This window comes from Streptomyces sp. NPDC102437 (assembly GCF_044765565.1).
Lineage (GTDB): Bacteria > Actinomycetota > Actinomycetes > Streptomycetales > Streptomycetaceae > Streptomyces.
Genome location: NZ_JBIWKI010000014.1, coordinates 38,582 through 54,241, shown reverse-complemented (window position 1 = coordinate 54,241; position 15,660 = coordinate 38,582). Strand labels below are relative to the sequence as shown.

Annotated in this window: 15 protein-coding genes and 2 pseudogenes; 4 read left to right on the top strand and 13 right to left on the bottom strand. The window is 67.3% G+C overall.

Annotated elements, in window-relative coordinates; genetic code table 11:
* Positions 1-8: 8 nt before the first annotated feature.
* Complete coding sequence (locus tag ACIRJP_RS19565; protein WP_404175412.1) at positions 9-587, top strand: CGNR zinc finger domain-containing protein; 579 nt, start codon at positions 9-11, stop codon at positions 585-587.
* Positions 588-883: 296 nt separating this feature from the next.
* Here ACIRJP_RS19565 and ACIRJP_RS19560 read toward each other — a convergent pair.
* From ACIRJP_RS19560 to ACIRJP_RS19525, 8 genes and pseudogenes are all read right to left on the bottom strand, one after another.
* Positions 884-1,024, bottom strand: a pseudogene (locus tag ACIRJP_RS19560) (antibiotic acetyltransferase); the annotation flags it as partial.
* Positions 1,025-1,128: 104 nt separating this feature from the next.
* Positions 1,129-2,598 (bottom strand): annotated as a pseudogene (locus ACIRJP_RS19555) (MFS transporter).
* 150 nt (positions 2,599-2,748) lie between these two features.
* On the bottom strand, positions 2,749-3,060 hold the full coding sequence (locus ACIRJP_RS19550) for a replication initiation protein, RepL2 (protein WP_266738032.1): 312 nt from the start codon (positions 3,058-3,060) through the stop codon (positions 2,749-2,751).
* Positions 3,057-3,509 (bottom strand): MarR family transcriptional regulator, encoded by a 453-nt coding sequence (locus ACIRJP_RS19545; RefSeq protein WP_266738034.1) that lies wholly within the window; start codon positions 3,507-3,509, stop codon positions 3,057-3,059. The genes ACIRJP_RS19550 and ACIRJP_RS19545 overlap by 4 nt, the downstream gene beginning before the upstream one ends.
* Positions 3,510-4,283: 774 nt before the next feature.
* The gene (locus ACIRJP_RS19540) at positions 4,284-4,430 is read right to left on the bottom strand and encodes a hypothetical protein (protein ID WP_404175847.1); all 147 of its coding nucleotides are present in this window, start codon (positions 4,428-4,430) and stop codon (positions 4,284-4,286) included.
* Positions 4,382-4,630, bottom strand: coding sequence for an FAD-dependent monooxygenase (locus ACIRJP_RS19535; RefSeq protein WP_404175407.1), 249 nt, complete (start codon positions 4,628-4,630; stop codon positions 4,382-4,384). The genes ACIRJP_RS19540 and ACIRJP_RS19535 overlap by 49 nt, the downstream gene beginning before the upstream one ends.
* Positions 4,631-4,867, bottom strand: coding sequence for a hypothetical protein (locus tag ACIRJP_RS19530; protein ID WP_404175404.1), 237 nt, complete (start codon positions 4,865-4,867; stop codon positions 4,631-4,633). It abuts the gene before it with no gap.
* 132 nt (positions 4,868-4,999) lie between these two features.
* Positions 5,000-5,635, bottom strand: a complete 636-nt coding sequence (locus ACIRJP_RS19525; protein WP_404175401.1) for a ScbR family autoregulator-binding transcription factor — start codon at positions 5,633-5,635, stop codon at positions 5,000-5,002.
* A 430-nt stretch (positions 5,636-6,065) separates the two neighbouring features.
* On the opposite strand from ACIRJP_RS19525, the gene ACIRJP_RS19520 reads away from it, so the two are divergent.
* Positions 6,066-7,019, top strand: coding sequence for a ScbA/BarX family gamma-butyrolactone biosynthesis protein (locus tag ACIRJP_RS19520; RefSeq protein ID WP_404175397.1), 954 nt, complete (start codon positions 6,066-6,068; stop codon positions 7,017-7,019).
* Positions 7,020-7,102: 83 nt separating this feature from the next.
* On the opposite strand, the gene ACIRJP_RS19515 is transcribed toward ACIRJP_RS19520, so the two are convergent.
* Complete coding sequence (locus ACIRJP_RS19515; RefSeq protein WP_404175394.1) at positions 7,103-7,954, bottom strand: NAD(P)H-binding protein; 852 nt, start codon at positions 7,952-7,954, stop codon at positions 7,103-7,105.
* A gap of 128 nt (positions 7,955-8,082) precedes the next feature.
* Between ACIRJP_RS19515 and ACIRJP_RS19510 the strand changes: the two genes are divergently transcribed.
* Positions 8,083-8,754 carry a ScbR family autoregulator-binding transcription factor gene (locus ACIRJP_RS19510; RefSeq protein WP_404175391.1) on the top strand — a complete coding sequence of 224 codons (672 nt, stop codon included), beginning with the start codon at positions 8,083-8,085 and terminating at the stop codon, positions 8,752-8,754.
* Between the two features lie 26 nt (positions 8,755-8,780).
* On the opposite strand, the gene ACIRJP_RS19505 is transcribed toward ACIRJP_RS19510, so the two are convergent.
* The 4 genes from ACIRJP_RS19505 to ACIRJP_RS19490 all read right to left on the bottom strand — a co-directional run bounded on the left by ACIRJP_RS19505 (position 8,781) and on the right by ACIRJP_RS19490 (position 13,442).
* A complete protein-coding gene (locus ACIRJP_RS19505; protein ID WP_404175388.1) occupies positions 8,781-10,289 on the bottom strand; it encodes an FAD-dependent monooxygenase in 1,509 nt (502 codons plus the stop codon).
* Between the two features lie 131 nt (positions 10,290-10,420).
* Positions 10,421-10,810, bottom strand: a complete 390-nt coding sequence (locus ACIRJP_RS19500) for a DUF6009 family protein (RefSeq protein ID WP_124723573.1) — start codon at positions 10,808-10,810, stop codon at positions 10,421-10,423.
* Positions 10,807-12,333, bottom strand: coding sequence for a phage/plasmid primase, P4 family (locus ACIRJP_RS19495; RefSeq protein WP_404175385.1), 1,527 nt, complete (start codon positions 12,331-12,333; stop codon positions 10,807-10,809). Before ACIRJP_RS19495 ends, ACIRJP_RS19500 begins: the two co-directional genes overlap by 4 nt.
* A complete protein-coding gene (locus tag ACIRJP_RS19490; protein WP_404175382.1) occupies positions 12,330-13,442 on the bottom strand; it encodes a bifunctional DNA primase/polymerase in 1,113 nt (370 codons plus the stop codon). Before ACIRJP_RS19490 ends, ACIRJP_RS19495 begins: the two co-directional genes overlap by 4 nt.
* 1,551 nt (positions 13,443-14,993) lie before the next feature.
* On the opposite strand from ACIRJP_RS19490, the gene ACIRJP_RS19485 reads away from it, so the two are divergent.
* Complete coding sequence (locus ACIRJP_RS19485) at positions 14,994-15,629, top strand: hypothetical protein (RefSeq protein WP_404175379.1); 636 nt, start codon at positions 14,994-14,996, stop codon at positions 15,627-15,629.
* The last annotated feature ends 31 nt before the right edge of the window (positions 15,630-15,660 follow it).

Sequence of the window (15,660 nt, the reverse complement as noted above, 5' to 3'; positions counted from 1 at the left end):
ATGGTGATGTGAATCTGGATCATGTCTTCGTGTGCGGAAACCCGGCACTCGACTTCGCCGCGACACTCCGGGCCCGGCGCTCGGTGCGGTTCGAGATGTTCGTGACGCCGGAGCGGCTGCGGGCGTGGTACCTGGAATCCGGCATCGTCGACGCGGTTTCCCGGGGCGACCGGGCCGACATCGGTCAGGCCGACGTCGATCGGGCGAAGTCCGTACGGGAAGCCGTCTATCAGCTGGTCACGGCCCGCCGCCTCGGCGAGGAGTACGCCGAGGCGGCGCTTGACGTGCTGAACGGTGCGGCGCGCAATCCGCCCGCCGCACCGCAGCTCACCGTCTCGGGACGCTGGAGCGAAGCAACGCCGGACGAAGCCCTGTCCACCGTGGCACGCCTTGCGATCGAGCTCCTGAGCGGGCCGGACGTCCCCCTGCTCAAGGAGTGCGGCAATCCCGAGTGCACTCGTATCTACATCGACCGTTCCCGGGGCATGCGGCGGCAGTGGTGCGGCATGGAGTCCTGCGGGAACAAGATCAAGGCGGCCGCCTACCGGGCGCGCAAGAAAAGCGCGAACACCGCGGCGGCGCAGTAGCGGGCGCGCCCGGTTCCTCCAGGGCTCAGGCGGGGAGGATGCTGGGCGCCTCCCGGGGCTCCCGGGGCTGGGTGATCGGGAGCACCCCGGGCTCGGCCAGTCGCTGGTAGTCGGCCGTGGCCAGGGCCACCGAGCGGTCGAGGCGGGCGGCGTTGAAGTAGATCTCGTCGTGGGACAGGAGGTCCGGGTCGGCGAGCAGTTCGACTCCTGATGGAAGGCGAACGGGATGATGGTCCCGCTCACGCTGCCGGCCAGTTCCTCGGCGACATCGCGGGCGGCGAACGACGCCTCGGTGCCGGACCGTAGTGGTACAGGACGTTGCGCGTCTCGAACGCGGTCGGATCGTCCGGATCGTCGTAGTAGGTGAAGTCACCGACCTCGATCAGCGGCGACTTCACCACCTGCTTGAGCAGAACCACACGCGGGTGCTCGGGCATCGGGTGGAGCACGGTGGGGTTATGGGCGGCATCGTGGAAGCGGTTCCTCTCTGGTGGGGGCGTCTCCCGGATACGGCAGAAACGGGCCATGGGATGAACTTGGTCTAGTTCGGGCTGTGCGCGGATGCCTTGTGCGAGGTGGTGACCGCATCTGGACCGGTGGAACGTTGCGGCGCCGCGGAGCCTTCCGCGGGCTTGGACCTCGCCAGTTACAGGCCGGTGAACACGGCGGTGGCCAAGGTGACGGCGTCGGCAGCGAGAAAGGCGCTGTTGAGACCGGTCTCGAAGGAGGCGCCGCCGGATTGCCGGGTGCGGACGATGGCTCCGAGTACCGCCACGCCGAGCACCGCGCCGATCTGCCGGGTGGTGCTGCTGATGCCTGATGCGAGACCGCCTTCCTGCGGGCTGACTGCCTGGATGGCGGCGCCGGTCAGTGGGGACAGGGTCAGGGCGAAGCCGATGCCGACGACTCCCAGCCGCCACCACACGTTCGCGTAGCCGGTGTCGGCGTGCACCATGCCGAGCGCCAGCAGTCCCAGGCCGGCCAGGGCCAGGCCGGTGGTGACCACGATTCGGAAGCCGTGCCGGGCGGCGAGCCGGCCCGCGTACGGGCTGACGATCACCATGGCGAGGGACACCGGCAGGGTCTGCAGGCCGGCGCGCAGGATCGAGCTGCCCTGGACGTACACGAAGAACTGGGAGAAGAAGAACGACGAACCCATGAGCGCGAACCCCACCACGACCATGGCGGTGTTGGACACGGTGAACAGGCGCTGCCGGAACAGCCGCAGCGGCAGCATCGGTGCGGAGCGACGCGCTTCGACGGCGACAAAGGCGGCGAGGAGGATCGCCTCGACGGTGAAGCTTCCCAGGCTCACCGGCGACGTCCAGCCGCGGGCACCACCCTTGATCAGCCCGTAGGTCAGCACCCCCACCCCCAACCGACAGCACCGTCCCCGGGATGTCGATCGCGGGGGCGCTCGGATTGCGGGTCTCTTCGAGGCTGCGCAGACCGACCAGCAGAAGAACCACACCAACGGGCAGATTCACCAGGAAGATGGCGGGCCAGCCGAAGGCTTCCGTCAGCACGCCGCCGGCCACGGGGCCCGCGGCCAGACCGATTCCGCTGAATCCGGCCCACAGCCGATCGCCTTGACTCGTTCCTGCGGCACGGGATGGGCGGCGGCGAGCAGGGCCAGCGAGGCAGGGCTCGGCGCCGCGGCCCCGATGCCCTGCAGCACCCGGCCGGCGACCAGCCAGCCGAGCGAGGGCGCGAGAGTGCACAGCACCGGCGCGGCGGTGAACACCGCCACGCCGGTCAGGTACACCCGCTTGCGGCTGAACCGGTCGGCGAAGACACCACCGGACAGCAGCAGCATGGCGACCAGCAGTACGTACGCGTCGACGATCCACTACAGACCGGTCAACTGAGTGTGCAGCCGGTGCTGCATGTCGGGCAGCGCCGCTCCAACAATCGTGTTGTCGAGCAGAACCATGAATTGGCCCAGGCAGGTCACCGTGAGCAGCACGGTCCGGTTCGGTCGACAGCCTACGGCCGCAGGCGATGCCGCCATGGGCATTCCTCTCGATCGTCGGTTGCGCCTCTCCACGGCCGATGTCGGCCCTCTCCCACCCGAAGCTCATGTACGTGAGGTCAATGAGTACCGATCCCGGGATCGGTACTCATTGACCTCACGTACATGAGCTCTGCTCCTCGGAGCCGTTCAGGTTGCGCGGCGCAGGGGGATGACGACGTCCTCGCCTGTGCTTTTCACGCTGAGCCGGTAGTAGCTGATGTGCGCGAGCCGGTCGGATTCCTCCAGCCACCCGGCCTCGATGACCTGGCGCCGGGTCCGGGAGAAGACAGTCGGAGACATGCCGACGAGCTTGGCGAGGTTGGCGCCGGTCTCGATGACGGCACCGGCGCGGTCGGTGGGGTGCATCGCGTAGAGCATGACGACCAGGCGCTGATTGGCGGTCATGCCGACGGTGCGGTGGAGGACGTCCAGGAGCCTCTGCTTGTCGTCGTTGTTCACTGCGCCTCCCAGAGCGAAGGGATGGTGTTGTCGAAGCCGGGGATGTCCGGCGGGTTGCACGTCCTGATCGCTTCCCGCTGCTCGATCCCGGGTCCGTGAAAGGCGATGTACGGGCTGATGCGGTACAGCCTGTAGTTGCCGATGCGCCCGCGCTCGATCAGGATGCGCCGCTTGAGGAGTTTCCGGTTGATCTTGCCCACGGCATCGGCGGTCATGCCGACCTTCTTGGCGATGTCCGCACCGGTCGCTCTCAGCGGTGCCATGCCCTGCGGGGAGACCCCGATCCACCACAGCACCATGAACTTCTGGCTCGGGGTGAATTCCTTGCTCTCGGTGATCGCTTCGACCCTGGCCTTGTCGACCTGGATGTGTTCGCCGGAGAAGGCGTAGGGCGCATAGGGGATGGCCTCGCCCGTGTCGGCATCGACCAGTCTGCGTACCGCTCCCAACGGGCCCTCCCCTGAATGGGCATTGCTGTGATGTGCATGAGCACCGACCCTGCGGGCCGACCAGATGAACTTAACGTACATGAGCACCAAGTGGATGGACCCCGCCTCCAGGGCGTGCCGATCGACCTGCCGTCCATCCGACGCCGCGGCCGTCCCCCGCCCAGATATGGCATCTACTCATGTACGTGACGTCAATCTACTCAGATCCTGCAGCAGTGGTCACGGTTCTCAGGACATGGGCACCACGATCCTTGAAACTGCCTGCCCTGATCTCAGGAACTGGGTGCACGATGCTGAGAACTGGGTGCCAGATCGTCAGAACCTGATGAAAAATGCGTTTCCACAGGCCAAGACGCCTTTGACGTCTGCGCGCTCTCTAACAGGTAGGACAGGCCGTCGATCCGACTGCTTCACAGCGCCCCGAGCCGTGAAAAGCTGTCGGGAAGCGCTGGGCCCAGCGCTTCCCGACAGGGCCTTCAGCGCGAGCCCCGCTCGCTCCCGTCGGTGAAAACCTCGCCCGCGTCCCCCGGCCTCAGCCCGCGAAAGCACGCCACGACGCGGCTGCTGCCGACGGACCACCCGCCACGTATGTCTCGATCAGCCCCGCCCGGCCTCAGCCACTCTGTTCCCCACCGCTCCCACCGGTCTGCAGCCGCCCGACCACCCGCGGACCCCGTCGGTGCACCGGAGGCCCGCCAGGGCCGAGGATGCACCGACCGATGGGCGTGAAGAGCCGCTTTCTTTTGACGCCTGATACTGCTGGTGCTGCGCAGGTCAAGGAGATCCGGTGCCGTAGGCCACCTTGTGGCTGATCAGGGCGCCAAGCCGGGTGTGGGTCACCAGGGTCGCGGCGCGGGCGCGCAGGAGCCCGGCTACGGGGTTGCCGCCGCCGAACATGGCCTTCGCCTGCATGCGCTGCATCCGGTGGACCGATGCCGCGGCCGGGGCGCGCAGCCGGGCACAGGGCGCCAGCGTTCGCGGGTCGGCTGCCCGGCGAAGAGCGCGTCGAGCAGCACCGGGTGCAGGGCGGCCGCGTCCTGGAGGGCCAAGTTGATGCCCTGGGCGCCGATGGAACCGTGGGTGTGGGCGGCGTCCCCGATGAGGACGAGCCCGTCGCGCACTCATTCGCGGGAGTGTGCGGCGAACACATCGAGGAGGGTGAGGTCGCTCATCGACCTGATCTGGTCGTGCAGCAGACCCTCGAACGGCGGGAGTGCACGGGCCAGTTCCGCCCGGATGCCGTCGATCCCGCGCCGTGCGACCTGGCGCCAGCCGCCGTGCGGCAGGGTCCAGCCGATGCGCAGCCGGTCGGCGCGGGTGTCGTGGACGAGTACGGCGCTGCCGGCCGCGCGGTGCACGCGTACCCGTCCAGTCGCCAGGCCGGGCGCGCAGCGAGAACCATGCCAAGTCGTGCGCAAAGGACAAGGAACACGCCAAACAAACCAGCAGGTATTCTCCTTGATCAGCAACCGGAGAACCCGTCACACCACCTACGGACGCCGGGTTCCCCCGGCCTCGATTCCGGCGAGATTCGCCGCCGGCACCAGCGTCGGCAGCATCAACCGCCAGAACCGCGCCACCGTCGACGCCGAGAGCCACGCCGGGTCCCGCACCCCGAGCACCTCGAATCCGACAGTCGCGGCCACCACGGCGGTCACCACGTCCTGGACCCCTGCCGCCCGGCGCAGTTCACCTGCGGACTCGGCCTGCTTCAGGGTCTCCTCGCCCCAACGCCGCCAGCGCTCGCGCAGATCCATCCGGCGCGGGCGGGACGTCTCACCGCTCAGCGCGAAGCCGACCCGCAGCACCACATCGCCGCGCAGCGCCTCGGCAAGCGCGTGGGTGGCATCGACGAGGAGCTGCACATGACTCGCCCCGAGCAGCAGCACGCTGTTCGTGACGGCCAGCAGCCTGGTCAGCGCCTCCTCCTCGACGGCGTCCACCAGGGCGGCCTTGCTCGCGAAGTGAAAGTGCAGCGCCCCGTTGCTCACCCCTGCACGCGAACTGATCGCGGTGAGCGACGCCGCCGAGAAACCGTCACGGTCGAAAACCTCGGCCGCGGACCGGATCAGAGTGTCACGCGTACGCGCCGCGCGTTCCTGTTTGACCATCAACTGCTCCGTCACTGCCAGAGGTTGCTGTGCCTACCGAAGGGCAGGCGTCGAATATAACAAACCGTCCATGCGGTTTTGGAGATTCCCTGCTCATCCGTCAAAGCGCAGAAGAAGGCATGGCCCTTCCGGCAGAACGCCGCGGGCGCACTTTGGGTCACTCCGCTCAAGAACGACTCGTGTCACGCTCGAGCCGTGTCGGACCGGAAACGGACGCCAACCCGGCTACAACCCGCGCCGGCCTGGCCCCATCCTCAAGAACAGGCAGATCGGAATGAACGGCTCCACTGTTTTTGGATGACAAGGCGTCAGGAGCACTAGAAATTAAACCGGTTGGTATGTATTTTCGGGCCAGGAACAGCCCTGAACATACCTCTCGCACCAGCCCAAGGGGAGCAATGTCTGCGAGCACGTTTCAGGTCGAACGAACACGTTCGACAGAGAAATGACAAGAAGCATCAAGGCCTCCACCATCAAGCCCGGCGGCTTCTACCCCGACACTCTGACTATGACCGTGCCCAAAGAACTCGTACACCGCTCCGCAGTCGCAGAGGTCATGCTCACCGACTGGGAGCGGGTCGACGACACCCACTTCGTCATGTCCGCCCAATGGCCACGCGGCCACAGCTTCTTCACCCCGGTCGCGGACGGCTACCACGATCCGCTCATAGGCTGCGAAACGCTCCGCCAGATCGGCATACTCATGGGGCACGCGGAGTTCGGTGTGCCCTTCGGCCACCAGTTCCTCGTCTGGGACCTCGACCTCGCCGTACGTCCGCAGCACCTGCGGATGGGCTACGAGCCCGCCGCGCTCAGCATCGACGTCCACTGCACGGAGATCAACCAACGGGGCAGGAGCCTGTCGGGGCTGCGCTTCGAGGCAGTCTTCCACCGCGACGGGAACATCGTCGCGACCGGTGGCGGATCCTTCTCCTGCATGGCGCCAGCGGTCTACCGGCGGGTGCGCGGCGAGCACATTCCCGGTGGCAACTGGGACCAGCTGCCGCTGATCAGCCCAGCGGCCCCGCAGAGCGTCGGGCGCATGTCCCCCATGGACGTCGTGCTCTCCCCCACGAACGAGCAGAACCGCTGGCAGCTGCGGGTGGACACGCGACACCCCGTGCTCTTCGAGCACGCGGTCGACCATGTGCCGGGCATGGTGCTGGTCGAAGCCGCCCGCCAGGCCACAGCGGCGGTCCTCGGACGGTCCTCCTATCTCCCGCTCGCCATCGCAAATGAGTTCAAGCGGTACGTCGAGCTGGACTCCCCGTGCATGATCGAGGCGACCCTGCTGCCCGACACCTCCGCCGAAGGCGAGCAGAGCGTCCTGGTGACCGCCCACCAGGACGGTGCACTGGTCTTCAACTCCACGGTGACCGCAGGATCGCACGGGAGCTGACCGTGCCGAACAGCGACTTAGCCATGCCGAACGGCGGCTGCCCACCGGGCAGCCGCCGTTTTCTTCTCTTCACCGGTACGCCCTCAACGACTCGCGTTCCCGAAGGCGCTCAAGTGCTCGGCCGCCCAGCCGCGGAAGGTCCCGGCCGGCCGGCCGAGCAGACCGGCGACCGTGCCGTTCGCCTCCGCCTTCGAACCCTCACGGCCGCGCTCCGCGCTCTCCAGCAGCGCCTCGACGATGTCTGCCGGATAGCGCGCGCCAAGCGCGGTACGCGCCTGGTCCGGGCCCAGTTCCTCGAAACGGAGCGGACGGCGCAGCAGTTCGGCGAGCTGGGCCGTCTGCTCGGCCGCCGAGATCGCCTCCGGCCCGGTCAGGGTGTGGACCCTGCCCGCATGGCCGTCCTCGGTGAGGGCGCGTACCGCCACCTCCGCCACGTCACGCGGATCGACGCAGGCGTTGGCCGACGCCCCGTACAGGGCCCGCACGACGTCGTCCGAGCGGATGGATCCCGCCCAGGAAAGCGCGTTGGACATGAACGCGCGGGGACGCAGCAGCGTCCACTCCATCCCGGAGTCGCGCAACAGGTCCTCGTTACGGCGCTGCCACCGGGTGATCAGATCCTCGGCCCGGCTGTCCGCGACGGCGGCGGCGGACAGCTTGACCACCTGCCGCACCCCCGCCGACCGGGCGGCCCGGATGAAGCCCTCGTCGTCGTCCCCGCCCGGGTTGGTCACCAGAAAAACGGTGCGAACCCCACGCAGAACACCCGCCACCGAGGCCGGATCCGAGAAATCTCCGTGGATGATCTCGGCCGCCGCGCCCGCTCCCGTGACCCGCTCCGGACGCCTGGCCATGATGCGAACTGCCAGGTCAGCAGGGATCCTTCGGACCACTTCGCGCCCGATGGTCCCCGTGGCACCGGTGACAAGAATCATGGATTTGCCTCTCTTGCCTGACATTTCCCCGACCGGTAAGGATGAGGAAGCGGCCTGTAAGATACGAACTGGACGGTTTCTTTCACCGGCCTCCCGACGTTCACCACCCTGAGGAGGGAGGAGGCAGAGTGGCTGAGCAGCTACGAGCCATCCGTACCCGTCAGACGATTCTTTCGGCTGCGGCCAAGACCTTCGAGGAACACGGGTACCAAGCGGCCACGATCTCCCAGATCCTCACCGAGGCAGGCGTCACCAAGGGCGCCCTGTATTTCCACTTCCACTCCAAGGAAGACCTGGCTCAAGGCGTCCTCGCCGAGCAGGACCGGCGGATCATCGTCCCTTCCCGCGCCTCCAAGGTGCAGGAGATCGTGGACGTCGTGATGCTGCACGCCCACCAGTTGCAGACCGACCCCATGGTCCGCGCCGGCGTGCGACTGACCATGGACCAGCTGGCACAGAGCCTCGACCGCAGCGGCCCGTTCCTGCGCTGGGCCGAGGTCGGCCACGAGCTGCTCCAAATGGCGCAGGACCAGGGCGAGTTGCTGCCCCACATCACGCCGTCCGAGACGGCCGATGTCATCGTGGGCTCCTTCGCCGGCATCCAGTCCATGTCGCAGGCCGTCTGCGAGTACAGCGACCTGGTCCGCCGGGTCTCCGCCCTGATGCGTCACGTGCTGCCCAGCGCGGTGGTGCCGTCCGTCCTCGCCTCGCTCGACCTCTCCGAGGGCCGGGGAGCCGCGGTCTACGACGAGGCGCTGAAGGCGGCCGACATAAGAGACCTCGTCGACACGGCCGGCTGAGCACCGCTCGTGTCTGCGGGCCACCGTCAACGGTGCCCCGCAGACACGGCGCCCTTAACGAAGTACGCCGACAACGCCTGCCTCAGGTCATGGCCACCCGGCACCCACGCGATGTAGCCGTCGGGCCGCACCAGCAGCGCCTCGTACGGCACCTCGGCCGTGGGCCGGGCGCGGACCACGTTCAAAATCCCCTCCCACCCCCGGGCCGCATCCCGGTGGCCGTCGCCCTCCTCGTCGAGGAGCAGCAGCAGCGGCCTGCCCTCGCGCAGCAGCCCCATCACATCCGTCTCGCCGTCCGCCGTGCTGAGCACCGCATTGCGCAGGAACGTCCCCGTCGCCCCGCCGGATGGCCCACCGGTCCGGTCCGGAAGCACCGTGTCCTGCGCGCTGATCATGTCGCCGAGGTGCCCGTGCGCACGGTCCGCCGACAGAATTCCGGTGAACACGCCCCGCAACGCATCGAGTTCGGTACCAGACCGCATCAGCGCGAGCTGCGCCTGTGTCTGTTCGATGACCTTCCGGGCGACGGGACGGCGCTCCAGGTCATAAGTGTCCAGCAGACCCGCGTCCGCCGATCCGTGCACCGCCAGCGCCAGCTTCCAGCCCAGATTCAGGGCATCGAGCACCCCGGCGCTGAGGCCCTGTCCCCCGATCGGGAAGTGCACATGTGCCGCGTCGCCCACCAGGAAGACCCGCCCCGCGCGGTAGCTCCGGGCCAGCCGCGCGAAGTCGCTGAATCTGCTGAGCCAGTGCGGTGCGTCCATCGCGATGTCCCGCCCCGCGATCCAGGACACCTCCTGCTGCAGCTCCTCCAGCGTGGGAGGAAGCTGCCGGTCCGCATGGGCGCCGGTGCAGTTCAGCGTCCGGATGTGTGTGCTGCCCTCCGCATCGTGCTTGGCCACGATCCAGCCGCGCGGGGTGCGGTGCCAGCCCTTGGCGAGCGAGTCCGGCTGCGCGAGCGTGACGGTACCCATGAGCGCGGACACCGTCGCCGGATGAGTGTCGGAAGCGATGCCCGCCCGGTCCCGGACCGTACTGCGGGCTCCGTCCGCCCCCACCACGTACTCGGCGAAGCAGACCACGCTGCCCTCCGGCCCTTCGGCCGTGACCCGTACCCCGTCGTCCTCCTGGACGACCTCGGTCACCCGGTGCTCGCGCAGGACCCGTGCCCCGGCCGCCCGCGCCCGCGCCCCGAAGTGCCGCTCCAGCTCCGCCTGGGGGCACTTGAGGATCGGCTCGGGTTCACGTGCGGGAGCCGTGATCACCAGTCCGGGCAGACCCGCGAAGTGGAAGGGGCTCTCCGCCGCACCACCGGTGTACGGGTACCCGTCCCCCGGCAGGTGGCCACGCCGGGCCAGCGTCTGCACCGCACGGGCATGCAGCGTGGTCGCCTTCGGCTGGCCGGACACCTCGGCCCGGGACTCCAGGAGCACGGTGTCGACTCCGTACCCCGCCAGTTCGGCGGCGACGAGCATGCCGACCGGTCCCCCGCCGACCACCAAGACCTTTGCCCGTACCGGATGTTCCCCCTGCACAGCGACGCCTTCCCCTGGCCGTGATCCACCCTCGCAACGGGAAATATACCGGACGGACTGTTTCTGATCCATCCACCGAAGAACGGGATCACGGGAGCCGAGGCCGAGGCTGAGACCGTCGGGGCCGAGGGCTAGGGCTGGAGCTCCCGCATCGTGGACGACATCGGTCCGCCCTCCGAACGCTCGGTCTTGTGCCCCTTGCTGCCCGGCGCCAGCGTACGCACATCCACGGCCTCCGCCGGCGCACCCCTCGCGTACAGCCCGTCGGGCTCGGTGTCCCGGTCGTGCGGCAGCAGCCAGAACACCCGCCGCCTGAACGTGCCGGAGGAACGGGAGGGCTTGGCCTTCGGGCCCAGCAGGGCGTACCCGACCATCCGGCCGTCACGGTGGTACGCGGGTCTGCCACGCCGGGTCGGCAACCGGTCCAGGCTCTGCCGGACATAGTCGAGCCGACTGATGTCCTCAAGCCAGACGAGGTCCATCTCGTCGACGATCTCGTCCTCTGCGATGAGGGCACTCATACTGTCTCCTCGTCCGCGAGCAGGCCGATGCCCGGGTAGTACTTGCGCTGATTGGAAAGGATCATTTCCTTCGGTGACGCCAGTCCCACCACCTCGCGGACACGCGCCGCGAAAGCTCGGGACGATATCGCCGGAGCACCCTCATTCTGGCACCAGCTCCTGTAGGCCGCGTAGAGCTGCGACTGCTCCGCCCGCAGATCGGCCTCAAGCCGACAGGTCTCGTGGACGAAGCGCCCGGTGTGGTCCTCGGTCTCGGCGTACGCCGTGGTCGCGATGCGGACCCGCTCGGGGCCCGCCAGGTCCTTGTCGCCCCCCAGGTAGCGCCGGGCGCCCTCGATGAGCCAGTTGAGGATGCCCGGACCCTCCTGAGTGACAAGGATGTCCGCCAGGTTGTCGATCTTGCGGTCGTCGGAGACGACTCGCTCGAACGGGATCAGCCGCATCCGCCGCCAGAACGCGAACCCGCCCGTGCCCACCTCGGGGCGGTGGTTGCCGAGCAGCCACATCTTGTGCGTCGGCTCGAAGCTGAAGAAGTCCTGCCGCATCCGGCGCGCCTTGATGCGGTCACCACCGGTCAGCAGCTTGACCCGCGCCTCGTCGAAACGGTCCCCCGGCTTGACCTCGCTGCAAACGATCACGCGCCGGCCGTGCAGCTCGGCCAGGTCGGTGGGATGCCCCTCGTACGGACGTGACATCAGGAACCCCGGAGGCGCCGCGTCCGCGTAGTCCCCGAGCAGCTTCATCAGCACATCCAGCAGTACGGACTTGCCGTTCTTCCCTGAGCCGAACAAGAACGGCATGACCTGGGCGCCGACATCTCCGGTGACGGAGTAGCCGAGCAGCAGCTGGAGAAAGTCGATCATCTCCGCGCCGTCCGGCCCCTCGCCGAAGGTGTCGGTCAGGAACCGGTTCCAGCGCGGCGTCGGCATCGGCTCGGGTGCGGCCGAGGTGGACCGGGAATGGAAGTCCTTCGTGGGCTCGGCAGGACGGATGCGACCGGAACGCAGGTCGACGACGCCCGCGGGCGTGCACAACGCGTACGGATCCGCGTCCAGCCGCGCCGCGTTGAGCACCATCCCCGGGGCGGACTTCGCCTGCGTCAGCATCGCGTTCATCCCGCTGGTGCTCAGAGTGCGGCGGCGGTGCTGCTGCAACGCGGTCGGAGGGTAGACGCCTCGCGGATCGGTGGTGGCAATGGACTCCGCCAGATCGCCCGCCGACCACATCACCGTGTCGTCCTCGTCGATCTGCCACCGGGTGCCGTCCCACCGGTACCAGCCGATGCCGGGGACGTGCCGGTAGTCGTTGCAGTAGAGCTTGACGAACAACTTGGCGTTACCGCGGTCCGTCAGGGTGTCGGGCAACAGCCCGTCCGCCGTCGCCTCACCCTCCGGGGCGGCCACAGCTTCGTACCGCGCGGACTCCTCGCTCTGCCGGGGCGCCGGGACGGGCTGCGCAAGGATCTGCGCGGCCACCGCCTGGACGTCGAAGGCAGACAGTGCTCTCTCCTCGTCCACACTCACGCCCGCCCCCCGAGGGACAGTGGACGTGCCAGACCTGCGCTCAGCCCACTCCGGATGATCGCCAGGCAACGCCGCTGCTGCCCCGGGCGGGCCTGCTCGGCCGCATCCTGCAACACACGCGTGGCTTTGGCCTCCGTCATGTGCCCCGCCGCGACCAGCCCCCCTGCGGTGTACGCGGCCCGGTTCAACTTCTCGGAGAACGCGGCGCCTTCGGGTACCGCCGCACACGCAGCGACCTCGGCGAGAACACCGGTCAGCGCCCGGTCCACCGCACCGCGGCCGCCAGCGGCCGCGAGGACCGCCTGCCGGGCCCGGGGAGGCACCGGCCGGGTCCCCGGCACGGACGCGGACGGCAGATGCCCCGTGCGCTCCAATTCCCTGGCGAGCCAGACGGGAAGCGGAGCCGGAACCCGTACGGACCCCAGAGGCCGGTAGATCCCTGCAGGGGTCACGGTCCCGGGCGCCACGATGTACCCACCGTGCGCCCGGACATCGACCTGCCAGGCGAGGGCACGGCCGCCGCCCGACCCGGAGGAGCACTGCCACCGGTGCCCGCCGTCATTGCGGTACCACACGTGGAGCCCCCCGGACGGGGTGCGGACCCGGAGCGTCGACTCGTCGTCCGCCGGGCTGGCCGCGCCGCGCAGTGCAGCCAGCACGCCCAGGGTGTGGAAGCCATTGGCCAGCCCGGTCAGGTCGACCCCGGCGGAGATCCCGACACCGGGCAGCAGCCGGTCACGTTCAGGAAGTTCACACGCATGCGCATCGATATCGATGACCACGAGGCCGGCCGGACCGGTGGCGACTCCCACCCCGAGATCGGGCCGGGATCCCCACCACTGCTGGATCCGGTCGAAATCAAGCGTTGCCGCATGAAACCCATGACACCAACGACCCGCACGAATACAGTCGCACCCCCCTCGGGCATGACCTTGAACACGGCACACCTCACAGTTGGCCACAGGCGTTTTCCGGCCCGGAGCAAGAGGATGAACCGGCCACCCCTGGCGCGCACACCACGAGGCAGTTGTCAGAGGCTGCGAAGCGACCGATGCAGATCTCACGAACTGCCGTGGGTCGCTGCGCGAAACCTGCAGCTCAGCTGCCATTCACTTCCCCCATCAGCGACTGAAGCGACTCAACTCCCAAAATCAGATTAGCGAAATCTAAGGGAGAGGAGAGGGACATGGGACAGAACAGGTGTACGCATCTGCAATATGCCCGAGCGACGGAGCAACCGAGGCCCCAGAGACCGACAGTCGCTCAGTCGCTGCCGGACAGGCACACAAAACACCAGGTCACAGGCGTATGCAACGCAGAACAGCGACTGAAGCGACTCAAGCTCGCCATATATGACGCACACACGCTCACACGCACACGCACGAATGTCTCCATATACCTGAAACTTGAGTCGCTTCAGTCGCTGTTCCCCCAGGAGCCCCATCTGACCTGCGGTTTTACATTTCTGATCAAAGCGACTCAACACTCATTCAGTCGCTGACGTTCAGTCGCTGCGGCCACTCCCCCACCATCCGAACGCTCAAGGCCGTCTGCATCCAGGCTCAAGCGGCTTCCCCATTACGACTGCTCTCACCGGTGCATACCAGCCAGTCGTACCTGCTGACGGACACGAACCTGCAGGCCGGACGACCGAAGTTCAAGCACATCAGCACCAACACGCCTACTGTGCCGAACAGTTCCTCGCTCACCCCGACAACCGTCCTGGGGCGGGGCGGGGTGTCACCGAGGCGGGCTCCCCGGGCCCCGGAGCTATCGCGCCGTGATAGCTCCCGCACGAGTTGCATGGTGCATCTTGTCCGCCGTAGGTGCCGACTCGGCCTCGACCCAGCCACTGAGCCGTCGCGGTCCGCCGGGTTCACTGAACCGCGGGTGATCAAAGGGCCACAGTGGCTGATCCGAGTGGGTGGCTCGGGTGGGCACTCCCGCCGCAGAGTCCATGAACCCATCGTCGGGGCTGACTTTCGTGGGCTGATGTTCAGTCAGGTAGTGGAGAGAGCTCATCCCGTGCCCCTCCGTCAAAGGCGCTGAGCGACGCTCCCGTTACCGACTCAGGATCCCCACGAAGCACGGCCGACACAGCACTCAACCTGGCTCAGGACAAGGCCCGTACGTAGGGTGCCGGTCTTCTTTTATAAGAGGCGCCGGACCTCGGCAAGTCCCTGACCTGCACATATGCGATGTTGATCATGCTCTGGCCGACACATTTGGTGGGTCGAAATGTTAACCTGGCCAGCACATTTGGCCCTGAAAGTAAGGCTCAGCCTAACTTTTCAAACCGACCATGATCGCCAGAGAAACCGCAGGTCAGAGGAGTGGTAGCTCCAGGCGAACACTCCAGCCCGTGGCACCGATTCGATCAGAATGTGCTGTAGAACGAAACCAAAAGTTAGGCTCACGCTAACTTTCACCGCTTTCGTGCACCGAAAGTTCGGCTCACGCAAACTTTTAAAGTGAACCCGTCACCCCTTCAGACTCGAAGCGTGTCGAGCCGTCAAAAGTAAGGCTCAGCCGAACTTTTGGGATAGCCTCGGACCGCCTGAGCAACAAGGAGGGGTCCAGTGACATCTGAAACGCCGTCGCGCCAGTCGCGTCGGCCCCGAGCAGTGCCTTCTCCTGCGTCCTCGCCGGAGAGCAACGCCGTGTTCGACGACATCCTCAACCTGTTGGGTGAGCAACTCGGCACGACTGCCCCGGAGACAACACAGCCAAGGGCAGGTAAACGCAAGCTCAAAGGCGTCACCTTCGAGTATGAGAACGACCCGCGGTCCGTCCACAGCTTCGCCGGAGGCGCCGGCTACAGCCTCGCCAGCAACTGGTTCACGCAGCTGCTGCCCCAGCTCTTCATCGCCAATGGCATCACGAAGAGCCAGCTGTGCGTGTTCCTGTACGTGGCGGGCGGACAACGCCCCGGCACCGGGATCGCGGAGTACACCCAGCAGGAGATCACTGACGGCCTGAACGGTCTCGCAGCCAAGAAGCCAGGCGCCAAGATGATCACCAGGCCCACGGTGAACCGAGCCGTGCGAACCCTCTGCGAGTACAAGTGGCTCGAACCGGCGGGAAATGGGCGGATTCGCCTCAACGTCACTCTCTGGTTCCAGGGCAACAGCACCGACCAGCACGAGGTGCTCGCCCAGATCGCCGCAGACCACGATGACGACCCGACCGCGTTTCCGCACAGTATTGGTCCTGAGCTGGTTCACCACCAAGAAGCGTTGGACCTTAACCTGGATGGCGAAGTGCCCGAGCCTGCCAGAAGAAAGCGCACCGGGTGATGTCCGCTATTGAGACAAGCCGATTCGATAT

Excerpts from the sequence above, each read along its gene's own strand:
- ACIRJP_RS19500 (WP_124723573.1), bottom strand. The coding sequence starts at position 10,810 with ATGAGTGCCCTCATCGCAGAGGACGAGATCGTCGACGAGATGGACCTC.
- ACIRJP_RS19520 (WP_404175397.1), top strand. The coding sequence starts at position 6,066 with ATGACAAGAAGCATCAAGGCCTCCACCATCAAGCCCGGCGGCTTCTAC.
- ACIRJP_RS19515 (WP_404175394.1), bottom strand. The coding sequence starts at position 7,954 with ATGATTCTTGTCACCGGTGCCACGGGGACCATCGGGCGCGAAGTGGTC.
- ACIRJP_RS19490 (WP_404175382.1), bottom strand. The coding sequence starts at position 13,442 with ATGGCAGCTGAGCTGCAGGTTTCGCGCAGCGACCCACGGCAGTTCGTG.
- ACIRJP_RS19540 (WP_404175847.1), bottom strand. The coding sequence starts at position 4,430 with ATGCAGCGCATGCAGGCGAAGGCCATGTTCGGCGGCGGCAACCCCGTA.